Annotated in this window: 22 protein-coding genes and 2 riboswitches; of the genes, 6 read left to right on the top strand and 16 right to left on the bottom strand. The window is 68.9% G+C overall.

What is annotated here, in order from left to right; all coding sequences use genetic code 11:
* Positions 1-128: 128 nt before the first annotated feature.
* Positions 129-791: a DJ-1/PfpI family protein gene (locus MET9862_RS00725; RefSeq protein ID WP_210248077.1), complete on the bottom strand. Its 663-nt coding sequence runs from the start codon at positions 789-791 to the stop codon at positions 129-131.
* A 76-nt stretch (positions 792-867) separates the two neighbouring features.
* Between MET9862_RS00725 and MET9862_RS00720 the strand changes: the two genes are divergently transcribed.
* The 5 genes from MET9862_RS00720 (at position 868) to MET9862_RS00700 (ending at position 5,036) form a co-directional block, all read left to right on the top strand.
* Complete coding sequence (locus tag MET9862_RS00720; protein WP_142581180.1) at positions 868-1,479, top strand: helix-turn-helix domain-containing protein; 612 nt, start codon at positions 868-870, stop codon at positions 1,477-1,479.
* A gap of 264 nt (positions 1,480-1,743) precedes the next feature.
* The gene (locus MET9862_RS00715; protein ID WP_142581179.1) at positions 1,744-3,006 is read left to right on the top strand and encodes an MFS transporter; all 1,263 of its coding nucleotides are present in this window, start codon (positions 1,744-1,746) and stop codon (positions 3,004-3,006) included.
* A 117-nt stretch (positions 3,007-3,123) separates the two neighbouring features.
* Positions 3,124-3,519: a Rid family detoxifying hydrolase gene (locus MET9862_RS00710; RefSeq protein ID WP_142581178.1), complete on the top strand. Its 396-nt coding sequence runs from the start codon at positions 3,124-3,126 to the stop codon at positions 3,517-3,519.
* Positions 3,516-4,085: an MOSC domain-containing protein gene (locus MET9862_RS00705; RefSeq protein WP_142581177.1), complete on the top strand. Its 570-nt coding sequence runs from the start codon at positions 3,516-3,518 to the stop codon at positions 4,083-4,085. The genes MET9862_RS00710 and MET9862_RS00705 overlap by 4 nt, the downstream gene beginning before the upstream one ends.
* 3 nt (positions 4,086-4,088) lie before the next feature.
* Positions 4,089-5,036: a PDR/VanB family oxidoreductase gene (locus tag MET9862_RS00700; RefSeq protein ID WP_142581176.1), complete on the top strand. Its 948-nt coding sequence runs from the start codon at positions 4,089-4,091 to the stop codon at positions 5,034-5,036.
* Positions 5,037-5,154: 118 nt separating this feature from the next.
* Here MET9862_RS00700 and MET9862_RS00695 read toward each other — a convergent pair whose 3' ends face one another.
* The 12 genes from MET9862_RS00695 to MET9862_RS00640 all read right to left on the bottom strand — a co-directional run bounded on the left by MET9862_RS00695 (position 5,155) and on the right by MET9862_RS00640 (position 16,588).
* Complete coding sequence (locus tag MET9862_RS00695) at positions 5,155-6,612, bottom strand: amidase (RefSeq protein WP_142581175.1); 1,458 nt, start codon at positions 6,610-6,612, stop codon at positions 5,155-5,157.
* A 15-nt stretch (positions 6,613-6,627) separates the two neighbouring features.
* Positions 6,628-7,413 (bottom strand): ABC transporter permease, encoded by a 786-nt coding sequence (locus MET9862_RS00690; RefSeq protein ID WP_142581174.1) that lies wholly within the window; start codon positions 7,411-7,413, stop codon positions 6,628-6,630.
* Positions 7,410-8,213, bottom strand: coding sequence for an ABC transporter ATP-binding protein (locus MET9862_RS00685; protein ID WP_210248076.1), 804 nt, complete (start codon positions 8,211-8,213; stop codon positions 7,410-7,412). The genes MET9862_RS00690 and MET9862_RS00685 overlap by 4 nt, the downstream gene beginning before the upstream one ends.
* Positions 8,210-9,307, bottom strand: coding sequence for an ABC transporter substrate-binding protein (locus MET9862_RS00680; protein WP_142581172.1), 1,098 nt, complete (start codon positions 9,305-9,307; stop codon positions 8,210-8,212). The genes MET9862_RS00685 and MET9862_RS00680 overlap by 4 nt, the downstream gene beginning before the upstream one ends.
* A gap of 74 nt (positions 9,308-9,381) precedes the next feature.
* On the bottom strand, positions 9,382-10,893 hold the full coding sequence (locus MET9862_RS00675) for a class I adenylate-forming enzyme family protein (RefSeq protein ID WP_142581171.1): 1,512 nt from the start codon (positions 10,891-10,893) through the stop codon (positions 9,382-9,384).
* Positions 10,890-11,705, bottom strand: a complete 816-nt coding sequence (locus MET9862_RS00670; protein WP_142581170.1) for a VOC family protein — start codon at positions 11,703-11,705, stop codon at positions 10,890-10,892. The genes MET9862_RS00675 and MET9862_RS00670 overlap by 4 nt, the downstream gene beginning before the upstream one ends.
* Positions 11,702-12,121, bottom strand: coding sequence for a PaaI family thioesterase (locus MET9862_RS00665; RefSeq protein ID WP_142581169.1), 420 nt, complete (start codon positions 12,119-12,121; stop codon positions 11,702-11,704). The genes MET9862_RS00670 and MET9862_RS00665 overlap by 4 nt, the downstream gene beginning before the upstream one ends.
* Positions 12,122-12,133: 12 nt before the next feature.
* Positions 12,134-13,138 carry a zinc-binding dehydrogenase gene (locus MET9862_RS00660; protein ID WP_210248078.1) on the bottom strand — a complete coding sequence of 335 codons (1,005 nt, stop codon included), beginning with the start codon at positions 13,136-13,138 and terminating at the stop codon, positions 12,134-12,136.
* A gap of 67 nt (positions 13,139-13,205) precedes the next feature.
* On the bottom strand, positions 13,206-14,192 hold the full coding sequence (locus MET9862_RS00655; RefSeq protein WP_244612506.1) for an ABC transporter substrate-binding protein: 987 nt from the start codon (positions 14,190-14,192) through the stop codon (positions 13,206-13,208).
* Between the two features lie 58 nt (positions 14,193-14,250).
* Entirely contained in the window at positions 14,251-15,069 is an 819-nt protein-coding gene (locus MET9862_RS00650) for an ABC transporter permease (RefSeq protein ID WP_142581166.1), read from the bottom strand.
* Positions 15,069-15,830: an ABC transporter ATP-binding protein gene (locus MET9862_RS00645; RefSeq protein WP_142581165.1), complete on the bottom strand. Its 762-nt coding sequence runs from the start codon at positions 15,828-15,830 to the stop codon at positions 15,069-15,071. The genes MET9862_RS00650 and MET9862_RS00645 overlap by 1 nt, the downstream gene beginning before the upstream one ends.
* Positions 15,827-16,588, bottom strand: a complete 762-nt coding sequence (locus tag MET9862_RS00640; RefSeq protein ID WP_142581164.1) for a GntR family transcriptional regulator — start codon at positions 16,586-16,588, stop codon at positions 15,827-15,829. Before MET9862_RS00640 ends, MET9862_RS00645 begins: the two co-directional genes overlap by 4 nt.
* 412 nt (positions 16,589-17,000) lie before the next feature.
* Here MET9862_RS00640 and MET9862_RS00635 point away from each other — a divergent pair, with 412 nt between their 5' ends.
* Positions 17,001-17,462 (top strand): Lrp/AsnC family transcriptional regulator, encoded by a 462-nt coding sequence (locus tag MET9862_RS00635; protein WP_142581219.1) that lies wholly within the window; start codon positions 17,001-17,003, stop codon positions 17,460-17,462.
* A 16-nt stretch (positions 17,463-17,478) separates the two neighbouring features.
* Here MET9862_RS00635 and MET9862_RS00630 read toward each other — a convergent pair whose 3' ends face one another.
* The 3 genes from MET9862_RS00630 to MET9862_RS00620 all read right to left on the bottom strand — a co-directional run bounded on the left by MET9862_RS00630 (position 17,479) and on the right by MET9862_RS00620 (position 21,603).
* A complete protein-coding gene (locus tag MET9862_RS00630) occupies positions 17,479-18,006 on the bottom strand; it encodes a cysteine dioxygenase family protein (protein WP_142581163.1) in 528 nt (175 codons plus the stop codon).
* A 349-nt stretch (positions 18,007-18,355) separates the two neighbouring features.
* Positions 18,356-19,534: an acetyltransferase domain-containing protein gene (locus MET9862_RS00625; protein ID WP_142581162.1), complete on the bottom strand. Its 1,179-nt coding sequence runs from the start codon at positions 19,532-19,534 to the stop codon at positions 18,356-18,358.
* Complete coding sequence (locus tag MET9862_RS00620; RefSeq protein ID WP_244612505.1) at positions 19,534-21,603, bottom strand: TonB-dependent siderophore receptor; 2,070 nt, start codon at positions 21,601-21,603, stop codon at positions 19,534-19,536. The genes MET9862_RS00625 and MET9862_RS00620 overlap by 1 nt, the downstream gene beginning before the upstream one ends.
* Positions 21,604-21,770: 167 nt before the next feature.
* A riboswitch (cobalamin riboswitch) is annotated at positions 21,771-21,976 on the bottom strand.
* Between the two features lie 315 nt (positions 21,977-22,291).
* Positions 22,292-22,485, top strand: a riboswitch (cobalamin riboswitch).
* Positions 22,486-22,579: the final 94 nt, after the last annotated feature.

Here is a 22,579-nt window from a genome sequence, read left to right as displayed (position 1 = left end):
CCCACATCCATCGTGCCATCAGCGGCACAGGCAGGAAGCCGGCGTCGCTCGGCGCGACCAGCGCCTTGGCACCCGCGTCCCACGTTCGGGCCCATCGCTGCCTGAACGAGGGGCGCGGCGCGGCACGTTCAGGCGGTCACCGCGCCCGATTGTCCCCTGATGATGCCCAAGGCTGCGCGGTTGGCGGCGAAAGCGCGGTCGTACTCGATCATCGTCGCGATCTCGTCGCGGGCGTCGTCTCCGTAGATCGTGCCGATCAGATACAAGGTCAGGTCGATCGCGAGCGAGACGCCACCGCCCGTCACCACACCGTCATCCACGACTAGCGCGGTCAAAGCCGAAATCCGCGTGTGATCCGATGCCATCACCGCGAGGGGGGAGATCGGCTCCGCGCCGGCGCGCGCACGCCGGGTCGTCGCCTTCCGACCGTCGAGGCAGCCGGCCTCCGCCAGGATCATCGCTCCCGTACAGACCGAAGCGAGCGTGCCGGACGTCCGCCCGTTCAGGAACCGCGTCATCGCCGGCTCCCGGGCGGCCGCATTCCACCCAGGCCCGCCGCAGACGATCGTCGCATCGGTCTCGGGAGCGTCGTCGAAACCGTGAGAGGCCCAGACGACCAAGCCGCCGGCGAGCCTGACGGGACCCGCTGTCTGCGCGACGACGACATCCGACAGGTTGGGGAGCACGCGGCGCGCCATCGAGATGACGCCGATCGTCCCGCCGACGTCGATCGGCTCGACGCCCTCATAGAGGACGACCGCCAGGCAGGCATGAGCATCACGGCCTTTCACGGGATATCCTCCATTGTGCGGGAGATGGGGTTGCGTCAGGTATCGTGGTGCAGTCGGCCGACGCGACAGGTTGCAGATGACGATCAGGACGACGGTGAAGAGGGATCAGGTGGAGGCCGAAGCACGCTCGCAGATCGACGTGCTGGCGGCGGAGGTCCGCAGTCGCCGGAAGGAGCGCGACCTCTCCCTCGAACAACTCGCGACGCTGTCCGGTGTCAGTCGGTCCATGATCTCGAAGATCGAGCGTGCCGAGGCCGTGCCGTCCACCATGGTGCTGTCGCGTCTGGCCGAAGCGCTGGGCGTGACCTTTTCCCGGTTGATGGCGCCAGCCACCGAGCGAGAGGTGCTTCTGATCCCGGCCAGCCGTCAGCCGGTTCTGCGTGACGAGGCGTCGGGCTTCCTTCGCCGCTGCATTTCGCCCGTCCTTCCGGGGCGCGGCATCGACTGGGTGCTCAACACGCTGCCCGCGGGCGCGACCACTGGCGAATTCGTTGCGCATCGTCGCGGCGTCTCCGAGTACATCTACGTCCTGAAAGGACGGCTACGGGCTTCGGTCGGGGAACGATGGTTCGTCGTCGAGGAAGGCGACAGCCTGTACTTCGAAGCCGACACGGGTCACGCCTTCACGAATCTCGGCACCGAGGACTGCCAATATTTTCTCGTTATCGATGCCTCGCGGATGCGCTGAGTGCATAAACTGTAATCGCCTCGCCCTCTCCGTCGCTGTAATCGATCTCCGCGGCGCCTCCGCGCGGCCAATCTGACGGAACACAGGTCGAGGCGGAACCGGTCCGCCCAATTTGGCACACCGCTTGCCTCTCCGATAGTGGATTTTGGTCCACTTGGCGAGAGGAGCAGGCAGATGACGGCATCAAGCGCCGACGCGATAGGTCCCGCACCCTTCAGGACGTCACCGGCACGCGAACACGATGGCTCGATCGACGACCGCGACATGCGGCGCGTCGTCTGGGCCAGCGTCCTGGGCACCGCAGTCGAGTGGTACGACTTCCTGATCTACGGCACGGCCGCCGCCCTGGTGTTCAACAAGATCTTCTTCCCGACCCTCGATCCGCTGGCCGGCACCCTCGCCGCGTTCGGATCCTACGCGGTCGGCTTCGTGGCCCGGCCGCTCGGCGGGGTGATCTTCGGGCATTTCGGGGACCGCATCGGCCGCAAGGCCATGCTGACGCTGACCATGCTCATCATGGGGATCGGCACGTTCCTGATCGGCTGCCTACCGACCTATGCGCAGATCGGGTTGTGGGCGCCGGCGCTCCTCGTGGCTCTGCGCCTCCTGCAGGGGATCGGGGTCGGCGGCGAATGGGGTGGCGCGGTCCTGATGGTCATCGAGCATGCGCCGGCCAAGCGCCGGGGCTTCTACGGAAGCCTCGTCCAGGTCGGCTTTCCGGCCGGCATCGCGGCTTCCACCGCCACCTTCATCGCTCTCTCGAGCCTTCCGGAGGCCGACTTCCTGAGCTGGGGGTGGCGTATCCCCTTCCTCTTGAGCGCGCTGCTGATCGCCGTCGGGCTGTTCGTCCGTCTCAGACTGGTGGAGACCCCTGCCTTTCAACGGGTCAAGGACGAACAGGCAGTCGCCCGCCTGCCGTTCCTGGAGGTGCTCGTCGGACAGCCCCGGACCTTCTTCATCGCCGTCGGCCTGAAGGTCTCGGAGGTCGCCTGGGTCTACATCCTCACCGTCTTCTCGATCGCGTACGTCACCGGCACGCTCGGCCTTCCGAAGCGTCTCATTCTCGATGCGATCCTCTGCGCGGCACTGCTCGAACTCGTCACCATGCCGTTCTTCGGCTGGTTGTCCGACACGGTCGGACGACGTCCGATCTACCTCGCCGGCGCTCTGATCAGCGGCCTCTGCGCCTTCGTCGTCTTCGGCCTTCTCGACACGCGCGACCCGACGATCATCACCGTGTCGATCGCGATCGTGATGAGCCTGACCCACGCCTCGATGTTCGGTCCGCAGGGTGCCTTCATGCCGGAACTGTTCGGGACGCGGGTCCGCTATTCCGGGGCGTCGCTCGGATGCCAGGTCGCGGCTGCGCTGTCCGGCGGCTTCTCACCGATCCTCGCCTCGGCCCTCCTGGCCTGGACCGGAACGACCCTGTCGATCTCCTTCCTCCTGCTCGGACTTGCGACCATCACGTTCGCGGCCGCATGGGCGGCGAAGGAGACGCGCGACCTCGACATCACGCGAACCTGATCCCGCGATAGCGACAAAGACCCGTCCTCCTGCGACCAGCCTATTCCATCATCGTAGAAATTTTTCTATCTTATGGTGTCGCTGTGGCTGGTCGCAGTCGGATCTGAAAGGACCTCGATGAAACGGACGATCATCAAGACGGATGCCGCGGCCCCAGCCGTCGGACCCTACGCGCAGGCGACCCGGATCGGCGGTTTCGTCTTCGCGTCCCGCCAATTTCCGATCGACCCGACGACGAACGCCTTCCCGGAGGGCGTGGAGGGGCCGACCCGCCAATCGCTCGCCAATCTCGCCGCCGTTCTGGAAGCCGGCGGCGCCAGCCTCGCGACGATCGCCAAGACCACTGTCTTCCTGAAGGATATGAACGACTTCGCGGCCATGAACGCGGTCTATGCCGAGCACTTCCCGGGGGACGCTCCGGCGCGGTCGACCATCGAGGTCGCGCGTCTCCCCCGGGACGCTCTCGTCGAGATCGAGGCCATCGCGCTTGCCAGCGGAGACGCCGCATCATGAGCGAGATCCCGCCGCCGCGGATGATCGAGGCTTTCGACCATCCTGCCGGCTCCGTCGCCCGCACCGTTCCCGGCGGCGCCACCGGATGGAAGGGGTTGCTCCTGAACATCCACATCGCGCCCGCCGCGAGCTACGAGATGGAGGAGCTCCAGCAGGCGCACTGCGTGGCGGGCCGCGGCATCGAGGGCGACCGCTACTTCCATGGGACCGGCACCTATTCCCCGAAGCCGGACACCCGCGAGGTGACCCTGATCGAGCAGGAGGCGCTCGACGCGTTGAACCGCAACGACCCACCCCTTCAGGGCGGCCCCATCCACCTCACTCCCGGCGACCACCGCCGTAACCTGACGGTTCGGGGTGTGCCCCTCAACCATCTCGTCGGACGGCGCTTCCGAATCGGCGCGGTGATCCTGCGGGGCGGCCGGCTCAACTTTCCCTGCAAGTACCTGGAGGAATTGCTCGGGATGCCGGTCTACCTCCCGCTCTACAACCGCTCCGGCCTGAACTGCGCGATCGAGCGGGGCGGCGTGATCCGCCCCGGCGACGCGATCGAGCTGGTGGATTAGGCGATGACTGCACGCATCATCATGAAGCTGCTGGTCGAAAGCGTGCGCGCGACGACGCCCGAGGTCGCGCATATCAGCCTGGTCCATCCGCTTCGTCCGCAATTGCCGGAGTGGACGCCGGGCGCGCATGTCGATCTCCGGCTGCCGGACGGGAAGATCCGTCAATATTCGCTCTGCGGGGACCCGACCGACAGAATGCGATACGAGATCGCGGTCAAACGCGAGGATGACGGTCGCGGAGGGTCGAGCTGGATCCACAGGCAGGTCAGGGAAGGGAGCACCGTCCATGTCTCGGCGCCCCGCAACAACTTTCCGCTGGTGCAGCATGCGCGGCGACATGTTTTCGTCGCCGGCGGGATCGGGGTGACGCCGTTCGTCGCGATGACCCGAGCGCTTGCCAGTGAGGGTCAGGACTTCGACCTCCACCTGTGCGCCCGATCGGCGGCGGACGCTCCCTTGCTGGATCGTCTGCGGGAGCAATGCGGCGAGCGTCTCCACTGCTGGTTCTCGTCGGAGGCGAGACGCTTCGATACCGCTGCGCTGGGTGCTCCGGCTGAGGGGACGCATGTCTATGCCTGCGGACCCGAGCGCCTCGTGAGTTCCTTGACGACGGCACTCGCGGAAACCGGCTGGCCGAGCGAGCAGATCCACATCGAGCGCTTCGCGGCCACGCTCGACGAGAACTTCAAGCCGGAACCCTTCGAGGCGCGGATCGCATCGACCGGTCAAATGCTCCATGTGCCGGCAGACCGCTCCCTCCTGGATGTGCTGCGCGAGAACGGATTCTCCATGCCATCCTCCTGCGAGATGGGTGTCTGCGGCTCCTGTGAATGCGGCTACAGCGATGGCGTGGTCCTGCACCGCGACGCATCGCTGCCGCTTTCGAAGCGCCAGGATCGAATGATGCCATGCGTGTCCCGCGCGCGGGTCAGTCTGACGCTGGCGCTGTAGATCCAACTTGGGCCGAGACGGCGCGCAGGCTGATCAGCTGATCGTCGACGGCGAATGTCCCGCCCTGTGAGAGCTGCAGGCATCACGACCATGGCGTCTCGTGCCGACATCCAACCGTCTAGGTAAAGCCGGTCGGCGGCGTGAAAGGGTTCAGTCGCTCAAGTTCGGCGGCAAACGCCAGGGTGGTCCGATCCTCGAGGTAAGCACCGATGATCTGGACGCCGACCGGAAGGCCGTCGATCGATCCGACGGGTGCGGCCGTTGCGGGAAGCGAGGCAAGCGTGGCGAGCCCTGCCCAGAAGAGCTGATCGTTGTAGTCGGTCTGGTGCCCGTTGACCGTCAGCGTCCGCTCCTCACGCGGACGCTCTTCGTCCACGGGAAAGGCAGGGCCGACGCCCGCGGGCGCGACGACGACATCGAACCGGGTAAAGAAGGCGCTCCAGTCGCGCTTCAGCCCCGCACGGATCTCGGAGGCGGCGATCCAGTCCCGGTGCCGTTGCGCGTAGGCGGTGACGGTCCGGGAGACGTAGGGGCTCGCGTCCGGGTCCCCGGCCGCCGAGCGCCGCACGGCGTCGTCGAACGCCGCCTGCGGAAGTCGTCCGGAGGCCGCCCCGCGCAGCAGCTGAAGATAGGTCGCGTGGTGCCGCTCGTGATCGTCGAACGGCAGCGCGTCCTGGACGACCTCCGCCCCCTCGGCGCGAAGGCGCTGGCCGAGGTCGCGGATCACCGCGCGGTATCGTCCATCGACCTCGGCCATGGGCGAATCGGAGATCAGAGCGACGCGCGCCCCGCGCAGGCCCGTGATCCGCGGGGGCGGAAGCGCGAGCCGCCACGCGGCCGCATCGGGTCCCGCGGGCCCGGCGAGCACGTCGAGGGCGAGCATCAGATCGGCGACGGATCGTGCCAGCGGGCCGCTGACCACGAGGTCGTTGTCGAGAAGGCTGCCGGGACGCTCGTTTCCGAGATTCGGCACCACCCCCGGAGTCGGCTTGTGGCCGAACACGCCGCAGAAATGCGCAGGCAGGCGGATCGAGCCGCCGGCATCGCTCCCGAGTTCCAGCGGTACGAGACCGGCGGCAAGCGCGGCCGTCGCCCCACCGGACGAGCCCCCCGGCGTCCGCGTGAGATCCCACGGATTGCGCGTCGTGCCGTGCAGGGCGTTGTAGCTCTGCCAGTCGAGCGCGTTGATCGGCACGTTCGTCTTGCCGAAGATGATCGCGCCTGCCGCCAGGAGCCGCTCGACCGCGACAGCGCTGTGGGCAGGAACCTGGCTCGCGAAGGCCGGGTCGCCGTAGGTCGTCGGCCATCCGGCAACGTTGTTGGTCTCCTTCACGGTCATCGGCAGGCCATGCAGGGGCCCCCACCGCTCGCCGCGGGCCAGCGCGGCGTCGGCGGCGTCCGCGCGGGCCCGGGCCGCGTCGGGATCGGCGAAGATCACCGCGTTGATCTGCGGGAATCGGGCGATCCGCGCGAGGTGCAGTTCGAGCAGAGCTCGCGCCGACACGTCCCGCCGGGCGAGACGATCGAGCATCGTCACGGCCGGCGCGAAGGCGAGGTCTTCCGGCAGGGTGCGCATCGCAGGTCTCACGGTTCAGGTGCGCCCGGCGGGGGGCAGGTCGTTGCGGTCGCCTTCCCAGAACACGACACGCCGCTGGAGGGCGCGCATCAGGCTGCTGCCGAGCACGCCGAAGGCCGCGAGGATGACGACGCCCGCGAACATCACGGCCACGTTCATGTTCACGGTCGCCGATCCGATCAGGTAGCCGACGCCACGCTCCGAGGCGACGAACTCGCCGACCACCGCCCCGATCAGGGCGAGCACGATGCCGATCTCGAGACCCGCGAAGATCGCGCTCGCGGCCGCCGGCAGCTTGATGTGCAGGAAGATCCACCAGCCCGGTCGCGAGAAGGCCCGCGCCATCGCGATCAGGTCGGGATCGGCCCGCCGGATGCCCCCGATCGTGTTCACGAGGAGCGGGAAGAAGCAGATCAGGCCGACGAGCACGACCTTCGAGGCGAGGCCGAAGCCGAACCAAACGAGGATCAGGGGCGCGAGCGCCACCTTGGGCATCGCCTGGACCGCCACGATGTAGGGGAACACGAACCGCTCGAAGAGCCGGCTCTCGGCAACCAGGATCCCGGTGATCACCGCCGCGAGGGAGCCCAGGAGATATCCGCTCAGCGTCGCCGTCAGGGTGAACTCGATATGCGGCCAGAACTCGCCGCTGGCGAGCCCATCCCAGAGGGAGCGCGCCACCGCGCCCGGGGGCGGCAACAGGTAGGACGGCAGGCCGCCGGGGCCGGTCGCGTAGCTCCACGCGGCCCAGATCGCCAGGAAGGTCGCGGCTGGCGGCAGGAGGTCGAGGAGGCGCCTCATCGGACCGCGTCCCCGGCGGCGACGGAGCTGTCGAAGAGACGCCTCAGCTCGCTCGCGAGCCTCGCGAACTCGGGCGCGCCGAGGCTGTCCAGGGTCCTGGGTCGCGGAAGCGGAACGTCCATGTCCGCCAGGATCCGGCCCGGTCGGCCCGCCAGCACCACGATCCGGTCGGCGAGAAACAGGGCCTCGGGGATCGAGTGGGTCACGAAGAGAGCCGTCGAGCGCTCCTCCATCCAGATCCGCTGCAGTTCCAGTGAGAGCCGCTCGCGGGTCATCGCGTCGAGGGCCGAGAACGGCTCGTCGAGGAGCAGGAGCTGCGGCCGGTGCATCAGCATCCGCGCGAGGCCGACGCGCTGCGCCATGCCGCCGCTCAGCGCGCCCGGATAGAGGGCTGCCGCATGCGACAGGCCCACGGTCTCGATCAGGTGGTCGGCCCGGGCGCGTTCGGCCTCGCTCGCGCGCGACGCGAAGGCGGCCGGGAGGAGAACGTTGTCGCGCACCGTCCGCCAGGGCAGCAGCGTCGGCTTCTGGAAGACCATGCCGATCTCGCGCCGCGGGCCCCGGATCGGCGTGCCTGCGAGCGTCATGGTGCCGGATTGCGGCCGCTCGAGACCGGCCAGCAGCTTCAGCAAGGTCGACTTGCCCCCGCCCGATGGGCCGAGGATTGCCACGAAGGCGCCTGCGGCCACGTCGAGCGAGAGGGCGTCGAGGATCGGAGGCTCCGCACCGCGATAGGCGAACCGGAGTTCGGACAGACAGAGCACCGGCTGCTCCGGCACGATCGCGCGGGCGACGCTCACGGCAGGGCCCGGGCGCGGGCGATCAGGGCATCGCGGTCGAATTTCGCGTAGGCCGGCACCAGGGCGTTCGTGAAGTAGGACTCGACCGGGATGTCGTCGGCCGCGAACTCGCCGTTGGCCCGCATCGCGGCGATGTACGCCTTGATGATCCCGAGGTCGTAGGCGCCGGGAACCCGCGCTTGCCCCGTCTCGTCGCGCAGCAGCGGCTCGATCCAGCGTTGCAGCAGGCGGACGTTCGCCGCGAGCGGACCTGCCGTGTCGCCCTGCGGCCGTGCGCCCGGGTTGCGGCGCCAAAACGCTTCGATGCAGGCGCGCGGGTTCACGTCACAGACGACGAGCGCCTTGGTCCAGGCACGTCCGAACCGCTCGATCAGGCCCGGATCGCTCTCCAGCGTCGTACGGTGCGCGAGGAATCCGTTGACGATCATCCGGCGGAAGACCGGCGGGAATTCCAGCCGCCGGGCAGCCGTGCCCTCGCCCTCGAGAAGGTCGATCCATGTGCTGTTGAAGTTGAGCGCCTGGACGCGGTTCTCCCGCAGCGCGTGGAATCCCGAGCCGAGGACGCCGACCGCCACGATCTGGACATCCTTGCCGGGCTGCAGGCCCACCGAGCGCAGCAGCGCGCGCGTCTGCGGGATCGTCCCCCAGGTCAGGGCCCCGACCCCGATGGCGGCGCCGCGCAGGTCGGCGAGGGTCTTGATGCCGGAATCCGCCTTGACGGCGATCTCGAGCGTGTTGCGGGGCCCGGCATTGTACACGTAGCTCACCGGGAGCGGGGCCTCCCCGGCCTTATGGGCAGAGAGCAGAGTCTCGGGCAGCGGCAGGGCGAAGGTGATGTTGCGCTGGAGAAGCTGCGGGAGCAGGGCACCGGCACCCGGCAGGACGACGTAGTCCACCTGCAGGTTCTCGTCGCCGAAGAGATGCAGCTCCTCGGCGATCGCCTGAACGCTCCCCTCCGTGACCGAGGGTGGGATCGCCAGACCAACCTTCACCCGGTCCTGCGCCTGCGCTTGCGCACAGGCGAGATGCACGCCCAGGAGCCCGGCGAGGGTGGCTCGGACGAGGAGCCGGAAGCGCGACGACGGTTGTGACATGATTCTCCTCGGTCGGACCGGGGGCGGGCGTCGGAAACAGGAGGGCGTCCCCTGCGGGCGGGCAGGGGGGACGATCAGGCGGAGCCCAGCAACGCCTCGGCCCGCGCGCGCAGGATGGTGCGGTCGATCTTGTTGGTGGAGGCGAGCGGCATCGCGTCGAGGAACCAGACCCGGCGCGGATGCTGGTAGGCGGGCGCGTTGGCCAGGGCATGGGCCTTCACCGCCGCCTCGTCGAGGGCGGCCCCGGGCCGGCGCACCACAAAGGCAACGGGCTTGGTGCCCTTGATCGCATCCTCGACCGGGACGACGCTGGCCTGGAGCACGTCGGGATGGCGCTCGAGCATCAGCTCGACCTCGCCGGGGAAGATGTTCTCTCCGCCCGATACGAACATGTCGTCGGTGCGTCCGAGGACGTAGTGGAAGCCGTCGGCATCGCGGCGGAACACGTCGCCGGTGTCGTAGTAGCCGTCCTCCGTGATCGGCGTGCGCATGTCCGGCCTGTTGTGGTAGCCGAGCATCAGGGCGGGGCTGCGCAACTGCAGGACGCCCATCTCCGGCGCGTCCGGGCCGACGAGGCGCACCGAGACCGCGGGATGGGGATAGCCGACCGAGCCGACCGGCGTGGGCAGGCCCGCCGGATGCTCGGTGAAGACGATCGGGCCGCCTTCCGTGGTGCCGTAGGCATTGAGGATGCGCGCATTCGGCAGCAGCGCGCGGATCTGGCGGGCCAGAGCATCGTTGACCGGGGCGGACCCCATCCGCACCGCACGCACGCCCGTCAGGTCGGCCCCTTCGAGCGCCTCCTTCTCCCGCAGCATCATCGCGATCATCGGCGGGACGGCGGTGAGCCAGGTGCAGCGGTAGCGGCTGATCGCGTCGATATAGGCCCGGGCCTCGAATTGCGGCAGCAGCACCGCGGTCGCGCCGGCTGCGCAGACGAGGAGCGCCAGGGCCAGCGCGTTCATGTGGTAGAGCGGCGCGGCGATCAGCACGCGGTCCGCGCGCAGGTCGGTCTCGGCCATGCGGGTGCAGGCGACCCAGAGATGGCTCGCATGCGAGAGCCGCACGCCCTTCGGCCGGCCGGTGGATCCGGAGGTGTAGAGGAACAGCGCCGCCTCGTCCGGCTCGGGCGCGATCGGCACGAAGGGGCCGGGGTCGAGCCAGGCCGCGAAGCCCTCCGCGCCGTCGGCATCGAACACGGCAACGCGCAGGTCCGGCGCCGGCCCGTCGAGCTGCGCCCGGCGGGGGGCGTCGCAGAGGACCAGACGGGCGCCGCAATCGGCCAGCACCTGCGCGATCGTGGCCGGCGGGAACTTGTGGTTCACTGGCACCGGCACCACGCCGGCCCGCATCGCGCCGAGCAGTGCGGCGATGGAATCGGGCCGGTTGGCGGCAAGAATCGCGATCCGCTCGCCGCGCCGGATCCCGCCGCGCAGGAGACCGCGGGCGAAGGCGTCCGCGAGGGCGTCGAGCTGGGCGCGGGTCATCACCTCGGGCTCGGCACCGGGCCGGACGCCGATGATCACGGGGCGGGCGGGATCGCCGGCCCGGTCGACGAGGTCACCGAGATTGGTCGCAGCCGTCATGAGCGGACCCTGCACAGGAGACGAAGATCGAGGGCGGGCAGCGTGAGCGCGCCCATATCCGGGCCGAGCCGGTTCCAGTCGGCACCCGCGACGGACGCGGCGCGGGCCGCGAGCGTGTCCAGGCCGGTGAAGGCGAGCCCGAGATCGCGGAAGCGCGCGCGCTCCCCCGGAACGATCGCGACCGTCATGGCGCCGAGGCGGATCTGCCACGCCCCGTCCGCCCGCTCGGCGGGTGCGCCGCAGGCCACGGCGTAGCGGCCGGCCTCGCCGGCCGGATCGGGACTCTCGACCGTGAGGGCATCGATGCCGACGAACCCGTTCGGGTGGGCGAACCATTCCTGCCGCCAGACGAGGTCCGGGGTGAGGTGCTCGCAATGATAGAGGCGGCCCGCGGGAAACAGGGTGGCGGGCAGGCGCACGGTGCGGAAGCGGGCCTCGGCCGTCGCGCCATCGACGGTCACCGGCCGCGAGAAGGCGACGGGCGGCCCGACCTCCAGGCCCGCCGCCGCAAGGCGGCCTCGTGTGGCGTCGGCATCGGCGCTCTGCAGGACGAGACCGTTGAGGCCGAACGGGCTGTCGCGGACGTCCTGACGCTGCGGGCCGGTCTCGGGCAGCCCGACCAGCTCCAGATAGGGCCCCGGCACCATCATCAGGTGGTTGATGGAGCCGAGGGAATGGTGCCCGCGCGGCGTGAGCTGGAAGCCGAGCGCGGTGAAGCAGGCGGCGGCCTCGTCCATGCGGTGCAGGACGTTGATCACCACGTGGTCGAGGGCGGCGCCGATCGGCGCCGCTCCCGTGGAGGCAGGGCTCATTTGGCCGGCGCGGTCATGTAGACGCCGCGCCCGCTCGCGAGCAGACGGCCCTCGGCGTCGAGGATCCGGGCCTCGGCCACCGAGATCTGGCCGCCGAACTTCACGACCGTGCCGCGGCAGGTCAGGTCGCCCTGCATCGCCGCCCGGTGGTAGTCGACGCGCAGGTCGACGGTCGGCACGCCACGTCCGGTCTTCGAGACGAGCGCCCAGTCGGCGGTGAGGTCGACGAGCGTCGCCAGGATGCCGCCATGGGTGTAGCCGCGCTCGGCATTGACCACCCATTCCGGGCGCCAGGTGGCCTTGAGTTCGATCTCGCCCTCGCCGACCGAGACGACGGAGAGGCCGAGCCACTGGTGGAAGGGGCCGCGCAGGAGGAGGGCCTCCACCTGCTCCTTGGTGAGGGGTGTGTCGGACATCGTTTCAATTCCTCAGGGGGTGACCACGATCTTGCCCATGACCTCCCGGTCGCGGATGAGGCGCAGGCCCTCGGCCGCCTCATCGAGGGGCAGGACCTTGTCGATGGTGGGCTTCAGCGTGCCGGCCTGGATCATGTCCATCAGCGCCGACAGGTTGTCGTGGTAGAAGCTGTTCGAGCCGATCACCTTCAGCTCGAAGCTCCAGATGTAGCGCAGATCCTCCTTCGGATCGTGGCCGGCGGTGGCGCCGCAGACGAGCAGCGTGCCGCCCCGCTTGAGACATCTCAGCGAGGGGACCCAGGTATCGCCGCCGGTGAAGTTGATCACCACGTCGACGCCGCCCTCGTAGGTCCGGCGCTGGGGCTTGCCGTAGTGCTGGATCGCCCATTTCGAGAAATCGGTCTCGCGGTAGTTCACCACGTGGTCGGCGCCGAGCTCTTTCAGGCGCTGGGCCTTCTCGTCGCTGCCGGCGCAGGCGATCACCTCGGCGCCGAGCTGCTTGGCGAGCATCACGCAGCCCGTGCCGACGCCGCCGCTGGCGCCGAGGATCAGCACCCGGTCGCCGGCCTTCACCGTGTTGTGGGTGATCAGCATGCGGTGCGCCGTGCCGTAGGCGACCGGAAGCGAGGCCGCGTCCACGTAGCTCACGTCCGGCGGCATCGCGATGAGCTGGTCGGCGGAGACGCGGCAATACTCGGCCATGCCGCCGTCGAGCATCTCGCCCATCAGGCCCTTGGCCTTGTTGAGCGGATTCACGAGCACCCGGTCGCCTTCGTGCCAGCCGGTGACGCCCTCGCCGAGCGCGACGATCTGGCCCGCCATGTCGAGGCCGATCACCACCGGCATCGGCACCTTGATGCCGGGCATGCCCTTCACGGTGAACACGTCGTGATAGTTGAACGAGGAGGCGCCGACCCGGATCAGGACCTCGCCGGGGCCGGCCTCGGGACGGGGATGGTCCTCGACGACTTTGAGGTCGCCGATATCGCCGTGCTGCTCCAGTACGAGGGCTCTCATCGTACGCGCCATGACGTGTTTCCTCTCCTGATCGATTTGGACGTTCGACGGATGCGAACGGGGTTGGTCAGCGGACCGCCTTCGCAGCTTCGTAGGGGGCCGTGACGAGGGCGGATGCCGGCAGGTCGCCCTTCACCGCGCCGACGGTCTTGTAGACCTCGAAGGCCTGGCGGATGGAGGCGACGTCGGCCGGTTCCATTCGGACGGTGTAGATGTCGTCCCAGAGGGCGGCGTAGGCCTTGGCGTCCGCCTCGCTCAGGTTGGCCGCATCCCGCAGCGCCTTGGCGACGGCCGGCTTGTCGGCCTTGCCGAACGCGTAGGCCTTGCGCATGGCCGCCACCACCTTGGCCGGCCCGGCCGGATTCTCCGTCATCCAGGCGTTGCGCATGAGGCCGACGCCGAGGACGGGCGGCGCGTCGGATTTCGTGATCTTGCGCCATTCCTCGCGGAAGCTGCCGAGCTTGCGCAGCTTCATGTCGGGCAGGAGCGCGATGGTGACGGTGCGCAGGGCCGCCGCGTCGATATCCTTCTGCGCCAGGAACTGCGCGAGGCGCGGGTCGTTGCCCGGCACGCCCTGATAGTCGGCGGCCTTGATCCCGTAATTCGTCTCGAGGATCGCCGCGGTGATGACCGCCGTGGCGCTTCCGGCCGGCGAGGTGCCGATCTTCTTCCCCCTCAGGTCGGCCATCGTCCGCAGGGGCGAGTCCGCGGGCACGACGAAGTCGAGGTCGGCGACCTGGCTCGCCAGGACGATGCTGAGCGGAAGCCCGTCAGCGATCACGCTGAAGGCGGTGCCGGCGCTGGCGCCGATCGCGAAGTCGATCGCGCCCGCGGCCATCGCCTTGGTGGGCGCGTTCACGTCGGGGAACTTCACGTACTCGACGGTGAGCCCCTCCTTCTCCATGTATCGGCCGGTCTCGAGGACCGCGCCGAAGCCGAGGCTGACGCCGGAGCTCCAGTATCCGATCCGCACGGTCTCGGCATCGGCCCGGCCGGCCAGGGTCAGGGCAAGCATTGCGGCGAAGCCTGCCGCGTATCGACGGTACCGTCTCACGTTCGTCTCCCGAATTGTCAGGGCTTTGGACGGGCGCATATCCTCGGGCCAGCCGTTGCTACGGCTGGGCTTTCTTCTTCCAGGCAAAGAGGTGCTGTTCGAGCGGCTTCAGGGCGAAGCTCTCGAGGCAGATCATCAGGGTGACGAGCGTCAGCGTCCAGGCGAAGACCTGGTCCGTCTGAACGAGGTCCGCGGCCTGCCGGAGCCGATAGCCGACGCCGCTGCTCGCCCCGAGGGATTCCGCCACGAGGCTGACGCGGGCGCCGAAGCCGAAGGCGAGCCGCGCGCCGGAGAAGAAGGTCGGCAGGATCGTCGGCAGGTAGATCTTGGTCAGCACCTTCCGGCGCGGCATGCGGAAGGTGCGGGCGAGTTCCAGATGCTCGGCGCTCACGGTCCGCGTGCCCTGCCAGACATTGGTCAGGATCAGCGGCATCGCCGTCATGAAGACCACGAAGATCGTCGTCCAGTTGGACAGACCGAACCAGATCAGGGCGAAGATCGCCCAGATCGAGGAGGAGACGGTGTTGATCACCGTCAGGGTCGGCTCGAAGAAGCTCCCGAGCCTCCGGCTCGCGCCAAGTATGATGCCGAGCGGCAGGCCGACGAGGGCGGCGAGCAGGAAGCCCGCGCCGATGCGCCCGAGGGTGATGCCGAGGTCCCGGCCGAAGCTCGGCTGGGCCACGAGACCGGTCCAGGCGGACCAGACCCGGGCCGGGCTCGGCAGGACGAAGCTCGGCGCGTGGAGCGCGCCGAGCTGCCAGACGGCAAGCGCCAGGGCGAGGAGGGCGAGCCGCTGCACCACGATGCCGGCACGGCCCCGCCAGACGGCCGGCCGCCGCGGCTCATGGATCAGGGTCGCGGGCGTTCGCACCAGCATCAGCCCCTCGCGGACGACAGGCTGATCCGGAGGCGACGCACCGCTTCGGTCACCGCCTCGGACAGGGGATCGCGCGGATAGGGCAGCGCGATGTCACAGATCTCCGCGATCCGGCCGGGCCGCGGGTGCAGGACCACCACGCGGTTAGCGAGCACCACCGCCTCCTCCACGTCGTGGGTGACGAAGACCAGGGTCATTGCCCGCAACTCGGCGATGCGCAGAAGCTCGGCGTGCATCTGCGCGCGGATGGCGGGGTCGAGCTTGGAGAAGGGCTCGTCGAGCAGCAGGATCTTCGGTTCGGTGACGAGGCTGCGCGCGAGCGCCACGCGGCTGCGCATGCCGCCGGACAATTCGTGCGGATAGGCATCCCGGAAGCCCGCGAGCCCGACGAGGGAGAGGGTCTCCTCGACCCTGCGCTCCCGCTCGATCCGGCCGAGGCTTCCGGCTTCGAGACCGAAGGACACGTTCTGGGCGGCCGTGCGCCAGGGCAGGAGCCTGTCTTCCTGGAACATGTAGGTCATCGACCGCCAGTCCCGGAAGGCATGGGACGGGATGCCGTTGAGGAGCACGGCGCCGTCATCCGGCTCGACGAGACCCGCGATCATGTTGAGCAGCGTGCTCTTGCCGCAGCCCGACGAGCCGAGGATCGCGACGATGGCGTGCTCCGGGATCGCGATCTCGATCGCATCGAGCACGTGGAGGGGCGCGCCGTCGCGCCGGCCGAACCATTTGCTGACCCGATCGAGCTCGACCGCGTTCACCGGTCGCCTCCCTCGCGGCGGATCAGGCCGACCGGCACCACCGCGGCATCGCGCAGGCTCGCGATGACCTTCTCCATGGTCATCTCCCGGAAGGTCTCGACGTGCCGGCGCGCCACCAGGGCCGCGCTCTCGGCGTCGCCCGCGACCAGATGCTCGATCAGCGCGGTGTGGTCGTGCTCGATGTTCGGCCGCACGCCCTGCACGCCGAAGCCGAGGGCGACGAGCCGGGTCATCTCGTCGAGGAGCCCGGACAGCATCCGGCACAGGCGCTGGTTCCCCGCCGCGACCGCGATCGCCATGTGGAAGCTGCGGTTGGCCTCCAGAAAGAAATCGATCTGATTGCCGACATCGACCGTGATGCGTCGGCGGCAGGCCTGCTCCAGGCGCTCGAGCTGGGCGCGGTTCACGCGGCCGGCGGCGCCCCGGGCGGCCAGAGGCTCCAGCTCCACACGCAGCGAGAAGACCTCGTCGACATCCTTCACGGTGACGGGCACGATCCGGTAGCCGTGTCGCGGCATCGAGGTCACGAATCCGTCCTGGGTCAGGCGCTGCAGGGCGATCCGGCAGCTCGCCTTGCCGAGCTCGAACCGCTCCATGACCTCGGCTTCCGTGAAGCGGGTCCCGGGCAGCAGGCGGCAGGAGACGATCTCCCGCCGCAGGATGTCGTAGGCTTGGTTGCCCTTCAGCGTCGCGTCGGGGACCGCCACGACTGTGCCGAGGGTGGGCCTGCCTGCCGAGTGACCATCGCTCCTGACCATGGGATCGCGCTCCTCTATTGAGGTTTTCACCATGCTGTGTGAGCAGCTCACCAGCACGAGCCGTGCCAGATTCGTCGCGGTTGCGTCCTCGGATCCACCGAACCGCCCGGGCTCCGGGGAGGCCTGAGCGGCACGGAACTTGGTTCGCTCACCGCTCCTGGTGGGCGGCTCAGCGCGATTTTTATAGATCACGGCAGTGGGGCGATAAATAGGATCCTATGTCTTTTTGTGCGCGATCCCAGGCATTTATCTCTCCGATACGCTGGGCGGGTGGGAGATATCTTCCGTCTTGCTGGTCGTGATCCGCGCACGTCCTGCCCGTTATGCGCGCAGCCGTGATCTTCGATAGGCAGCAGAAAAGGGTCCGGGCCGTGGGCCGGGAGCGGCGGTCGGGAGAGGGGATATGGACGTGATCGACGGGGTGGATCGCAGGATCCTGGATGTGCTGCAGCAGGACGCGACCCTTCCTGTCGCGGCGATCGCGGAGCGTGTGGGCCTGAGTCCGGCCCCGTGCTGGCGGCGGATCCGGAAGCTGGAGGCGAGCGGCGTCATCACGCGACGCGTCGCGCTGGTGGACCGGCGCAAGGTCAATGTCCCGACGACCGTCTTCGTCGCCGTCAAGGCGGCGCGGCACGCGGCCGAGTGGTCCGAGGCCTTCCGCCGGGTCGTCGAGGGGTTTCCGGAGATCGTCGAGGCCTGGCGCCTCACCGGCGAGATCGACTACCTGCTGCGCATCGTCGTGCCGGATATCGAGACCTACGACGCGGTCTACCAGCGCCTGATCGCGCGGCTGGAATTCTCCAACCTGTCGGCCTCGATCGCCATGGAGGAGATGAAGTTCACCACGGCGGTGCCGACGATCTACATGAAGTGAGCTGGCTGGGCGGCCCTCAGACTGCGGCCATCCGGTACTCGGTGCGGACCGAGGAGGCATGAACCGCATGGTCGAAGCCGTAGACGTGGATCGAGATCGCTTCTTCCGAGCCCGGATTGGCGATCTGGTGCAGGTTCGGGCCCGTCGGCATCATGCAGGCGACATAGCCGCGCTCGCGCGTCGCCTCGGCGGTCGCGACGGCCTCGTGTGCATTGATCGGGCGAAACCAGACCTCCTGGATCGCACCCTTCCAGACGCCGAAGCAGCATGAGCAGTGGTGATCGTGCACCGAGGTCCGCGCGCCCGGGCTCCAGACCATGGCCCAGACGCTGATCTGGCCCTGACCGAACAGCAGGTTGCGCGCATAGCCGCCGGGGCGCCGCTCGAGCGTCAAGCCGTCGAGCAGATCGGGCCGCCGCATCAGTGCTTCCAGGGTCCGGCGCGCGGCGTCCAGATAGGCGGCAGGGGTGCCGCTCGCCGAGCGAGGCAGCGCGGCGAAGAGGTCCGCGGCGCGGGCGCGGTTCGGCTGGGCGAGTGTCGTCATCGGGGTTCCCGACCAAGCGGTCTCGGATTGCCCGAAGAGACTGGCCCGAACTCGGCGCACGGATTTCTCTTTCTTTCCGCAAAATCGGCCGGAATGCGCAATCCGGCTGCGCCCGCCGGTCCTTTCGCGAAATCCGATTCCGCCGACCGAATGCAGGGCGGTCTCGCCATGGCGGCCGCACTGGCCGGAAGCGGAACGGCCGCTCCAGGCTTGGCTGGCGGTTCAGGCGGAGGCTTGGCGCGCTTCCGGAGACGGTGTCGAAGCGAGCCGATGCCGACAGTCCCGGCGCCCGCGCCGAATCTCTGCTCCCGCCCGATTCTCCAGAAGAGTGCGCTGGAGGAATCGACACTCAGAGGTAGCGCAAGACGGGCGCGGGCGTTCGACGCTTCAGCGCGACCATCCAGCGGCATGCCAGCCAGAGAGGCATGCTCAAACCGGCCGCGATCAACCAGAGATCGGCCGGCGAGCCCGCCTCGATCCGGCCCGAGGCTCCGGCCAGGCCGAACGCCTGGGCTCCGTCGTGCAGAAGGCGCAGGAGCGCGAGATGGAGCAGGTAGAAGAACATCGGCGCGCCGCCGAACACGCGCAGCCAGACGAGCATGCGGGCCGGCACGCGTTCGAACAGCGCGAGCAGGCAGAGGCCGAGCCCGAGCGTCAGCAGCAGGAAGTCGGCTGAGGGCGGGTACTTGGTCAGGTTGATGAAGGACAGCATCGTGGCGAGCGGTCCGAGGCCGGGCTGCCACGGCACCGGCTCGCCGTAGCCGTTCACGGCGCGCAGGATCAGGAATGCGCAGAGGGCGCTGAGTCCGAGCGCCGCGAGGCTGCGTTGACGCCGCTCGGGCCGGACGCCGTCGCTGAAGAGCGATCCGAGCACGTAGCCGGCCGCGATCACGCCGATCCAGGGCAGGACCGGGTAGGAGGTGCGCGCGACGCCGCCCCAGGGCAGGCCGATCATCCCGCGCTGGTGCAGGATCGACCACAGGACGTAGCCGGGCTCGCCGGTGTGCAGGACCAGACCGTCGAGCAGGTTGTGTCCGAGCATGATCAGCAGGGCGAGGCCCGCGAGGAGCGTGCGCGGCAGGGCGAGCAGGCCGGCGAGAGCCACCATGCTGAGCCCGATCGCCCAGATCACCTGCAGGTAGAGGATCGGCGGGAACAGGCTGCGGGTCCAGGCGAGGTTCACGAGCGTCGCCTCCAGGAGGATCAGGAGGAGCCCGCGCTTGAGCAGGAACGCGGCGGCCTCGCGTTTGCCGTGCCGCTGCCCGTAGAGGCTCGCCGAGAGGCCGGTAAGCAGGATGAAGACCGGCGCGCAGAGATGCGAGGCCGCACGCGTCAGGACCAAGTCCGTCGGCGTCGCGGCAAGGTCCATCGGGTCCCGCACCTGCGCGTGCAGGTAGAAGAACTCCCGCACGTGGTCGACGAGCATCAGCACCATCACCAGGCCGCGGAGCGCATCGATGGAACCGATGCGTCCGGAGGCGGCCGGCGCGCCTGCCGACGCCGCAGGCGTCGCTGGATGCCCGCCCATCAGAAGCGCGCCGTCATGCTGATGGTCACGCGCCGGGGCTCGCCGACGCCGACCCAGAACGCGTTGTAGGAGCGCTCGTAATAGGTCGTGTCGAAGATGTTATCGACGTTCAGGCCGACGCGCAGATTCTCGTAGCGGTAATAGATGAGCGCGTCGGCGAGAACGTAGCCCGGCAGCCGGAACCGTTCGTTCCCGCTATCTCCCAGGCGCGCGCCGACGGCCCTGACGCCGCCGCCGATCCCGAAGCCCTTCCAGTCGCCGGACTGGACCTCGTAGACGCCGAGCAGGCTGCCCGAGTGGCGCGGGATGTTGAGGAGGGGCGAGCCGACGCGCAGAACCTCGTCGCGCGTCACCGCGGCATCGATGAAGGCGTAGCCGCCGATTACCCGGAACTCGGGCGTCACCTGCCCGACGACGCTCAGGTCGAAGCCCTGGCTGCGCACGGCGCCGGCGGCGATCTGGAAGAAGAAATCCTTCGGGTCGGTGGTGAGGACGTTCTCCTTCTCGATATGGAAGGCTGCGCCGGTCACGCTGAGCCCGGCGAGGAGGTCGAGCTTGACCCCGACCTCGTAACCGAAGCCCGTCTCCGGTGCGAAGGGGCGCGCCGCGCTGTCGAAGCCGGTATTCGGGCGGAAGGAGGCGGCCACGTTCCCGTAGAGCGAGAGGAAGGAGAGCGGCTGGTAGACGAGGCCCGCGCGCGGCGAGAAGCCGGTGCGGTCCTGCTCCGTGCGCTCGCCGCCGACCTTGTCACGGAAGGTCTGGTTGTAGAAGTCGGTGCGGTTGCCGAGGAGGAGCTTCCACTCCGGGCTCAGCGCAATCTGGTCCTGCAGGTACACGGCCGTGTTCCCGACATTCTCGCTGGCGCTGTAGGAGCGCGTGAACGGCGGCTTGGGCTGGCCGTAGACAGGGTTGAAGAGGTCGAGCGCGAAGGGGTCCAGCCGCGGGGTCGAGCGCAGCAGGGTCTCGGTGCTGTTGGTGCGCTCGTGCTCCAGGCCAAGCAGCAGCGTGTGTGCGAACGGGCCGGTGTCGAAGCGCCCGACAAGCTCGGCCTGGGCGATGGCCACGCCCCAGGTGAAATCATGGCGGCGGAACTCGCGGAGCAGGGTCCGGCCATCGTCGAGCAGGCCGGTGGCACCGGTCTGCAGGCCGGTCAGGCTCCCCGTGTTGACGTGACCGGCGACCCGAAGGTGCCAATCGGTGTTGAAGGCGTGCTCCAGCCGCAGCTGCACGAGCCCGCTCTCCGACACCGAGTCGTCGCCCGGCTCGCCGAAGAAGCGCGAGCGCGGGACGAGGCCGAGGCGGTTGTTCACCGCGACGGTGCCGCGATCGAAGGTCTGGCGGTTGCGCAGGTACTGCGCCTCGACCGTCAGCGCGGTGTCGGGGCTGATCTGCCAGCGCACCACGGGCGCGGCCAGCACACGGTCGCCATCGACATGATCGCGAAAGCTGTCCTGGCGGGCGAGGGCACCGTTGAAGCGGTAGAGGACGCTGCCGTCCTCGCTCACGGGGCCGCCGGCATCGAGCGTGGTCCGGGCCGTGCCGAAGCTGCCGAACAGGGTGCCCATCTCCACGAAGGGCAACGCGACGGGCTGCTTGGTGAGGATGTTGACCGTGCCGCCCGGATCGCTGCGGCCGTAGAGCGCCCCGCTCGGGCCTTTCAGCACCTCGATGGACTGGACGTTCTGCGTGTCGGGCGCGCCGTTGTAGCCGCGAGCGATGTTGAAGCCGTTCAGGAAGATGTCCTGGGTGGCGAAGCCGCGCACCGCGTAGAGAGCGAGGTTCTGGGCGCCGAAGTCGTTCTGCTTGCCGACGCCCGGCACGTAGTCGAGGGCGCGCTCGACGCGGGTGGCCGCGGTATCGCGCAGGACTTCCTGGGGGACGACGTCGACCTGCTGCGGCACGTCCCGCCGCGGCGTCACGGTCTTGGTGCCGCTATAGAGGTCCTCGACCCGATAGGTAGGCGTCGCGGTGAATCGGCCCTCGACGGTGAGCGGGTCGAGGACCACCGAAACCTCGTGCGTGCGGGCGACCTGGGCCTGCGCGGAGGATGCCAGCAGGCAGGATGACACCAGCGGCGCCAGGACTTTGGAACGATGTGAGATCGGCACGGGGACGAGCAGCCTCGGGGCAACGGCAGTGGCACGTCACCGCGAACGAAGCCGAGGGCTGCCGTCTTCCTACGCGGGAATGACGGCACCTCCGCACCCGTCAGGACACCCCGCCCGACGCGTTTCGCGTGTGACCACGGCTGACGGCAGGTCTCCTGGCTCGCGGGTCGCTGCCTTCTCGCCGTCTTCCCGGATGAGGCTCATCCAGTGACACAGGTGGCGGAAGGCTCGCCGCTCACAGTTGCGGGGGCAGCCGCGGCATTGCCCAGGACGCGTCCTGGACGCACCGCGTTCCCATTTCATCCCGTGGGGAACCGTCGCCCGCCTTGTAGCCAGCCGTCCGAAACAGTCCGTTACCCAAGGGCAACACTCGAGAACCGATCCGCCGCATCCCACAGGCGGCGCCTCAAGGATGGAAAGGACGGCCGGGCTGGCGAGATCCGACGACCGAGATCGCCTGACCGCTGCCGGGGCTTCGGCGGCCGATACGCACGGACGTCTTTCGTTCACAGCCCGCGGAAGATGTTTGTGGAGACGATCGACGCTGTCAGTCCATCGATGAACCCGCTCCCGCGCTGCGCCCAGTGCGGCGGTGAAGCAACAGGGTATCGCATCCGACAGACACGCGATTGACCCGGCTTGGCCGCGATGAGACGATTGTCATGACGGTTCCCTTCGGGGACGAGAAAGGGAATGCGGTGAGGCGCGAGCCGAATCCGCGGCTGCCCCCGCAACTGTGAGCGGCGAGCCCTCCACCACCATGTCACTGGGCTCCAGCCCGGGAAGACGGTGCGAGGGCAGCGACCCGCGAGCCAGGAGACCTGCCGTCAGCCGTGGTCACACGCGAGGCGCGTCGGGCGGGGTGCACCGATGGGTTGTCGAGGCGGTCGCTGATCCTGCGAGGATGCGGCCCACTCGGCCTCGTTCGCGGTGACGT

The organism is Methylobacterium symbioticum, assembly GCF_902141845.1.
Lineage (GTDB): Bacteria > Pseudomonadota > Alphaproteobacteria > Rhizobiales > Beijerinckiaceae > Methylobacterium > Methylobacterium symbioticum.
The sequence above is the reverse complement of the archived record's forward strand: the minus strand, read 5'-3'. Positions and strand labels throughout refer to the sequence as shown.

Bases quoted from the DNA above. Each gene is read 5' to 3' on its own strand.
- MET9862_RS00650 (WP_142581166.1), bottom strand. From the start codon at position 15,069: ATGCTGGTGCGAACGCCCGCGACCCTGATCCATGAGCCGCGGCGGCCG.
- MET9862_RS00710 (WP_142581178.1), top strand. From the start codon at position 3,124: ATGAAACGGACGATCATCAAGACGGATGCCGCGGCCCCAGCCGTCGGA.
- MET9862_RS00700 (WP_142581176.1), top strand. From the start codon at position 4,089: ATGACTGCACGCATCATCATGAAGCTGCTGGTCGAAAGCGTGCGCGCG.
- MET9862_RS00660 (WP_210248078.1), bottom strand. From the start codon at position 13,138: ATGAGAGCCCTCGTACTGGAGCAGCACGGCGATATCGGCGACCTCAAA.
- MET9862_RS00625 (WP_142581162.1), bottom strand. From the start codon at position 19,534: ATGGGCGGGCATCCAGCGACGCCTGCGGCGTCGGCAGGCGCGCCGGCC.
- MET9862_RS00670 (WP_142581170.1), bottom strand. From the start codon at position 11,705: ATGAGCCCTGCCTCCACGGGAGCGGCGCCGATCGGCGCCGCCCTCGAC.
- MET9862_RS00680 (WP_142581172.1), bottom strand. From the start codon at position 9,307: ATGTCACAACCGTCGTCGCGCTTCCGGCTCCTCGTCCGAGCCACCCTC.
- MET9862_RS00690 (WP_142581174.1), bottom strand. From the start codon at position 7,413: ATGAGGCGCCTCCTCGACCTCCTGCCGCCAGCCGCGACCTTCCTGGCG.
- MET9862_RS00705 (WP_142581177.1), top strand. From the start codon at position 3,516: ATGAGCGAGATCCCGCCGCCGCGGATGATCGAGGCTTTCGACCATCCT.
- MET9862_RS00665 (WP_142581169.1), bottom strand. From the start codon at position 12,121: ATGTCCGACACACCCCTCACCAAGGAGCAGGTGGAGGCCCTCCTCCTG.
- MET9862_RS00695 (WP_142581175.1), bottom strand. From the start codon at position 6,612: ATGCGCACCCTGCCGGAAGACCTCGCCTTCGCGCCGGCCGTGACGATG.
- MET9862_RS00715 (WP_142581179.1), top strand. From the start codon at position 1,744: ATGCGGCGCGTCGTCTGGGCCAGCGTCCTGGGCACCGCAGTCGAGTGG.
- MET9862_RS00675 (WP_142581171.1), bottom strand. From the start codon at position 10,893: ATGACGGCTGCGACCAATCTCGGTGACCTCGTCGACCGGGCCGGCGAT.
- MET9862_RS00630 (WP_142581163.1), bottom strand. From the start codon at position 18,006: ATGACGACACTCGCCCAGCCGAACCGCGCCCGCGCCGCGGACCTCTTC.
- MET9862_RS00720 (WP_142581180.1), top strand. From the start codon at position 868: ATGACGATCAGGACGACGGTGAAGAGGGATCAGGTGGAGGCCGAAGCA.
- MET9862_RS00640 (WP_142581164.1), bottom strand. From the start codon at position 16,588: ATGGTCAGGAGCGATGGTCACTCGGCAGGCAGGCCCACCCTCGGCACA.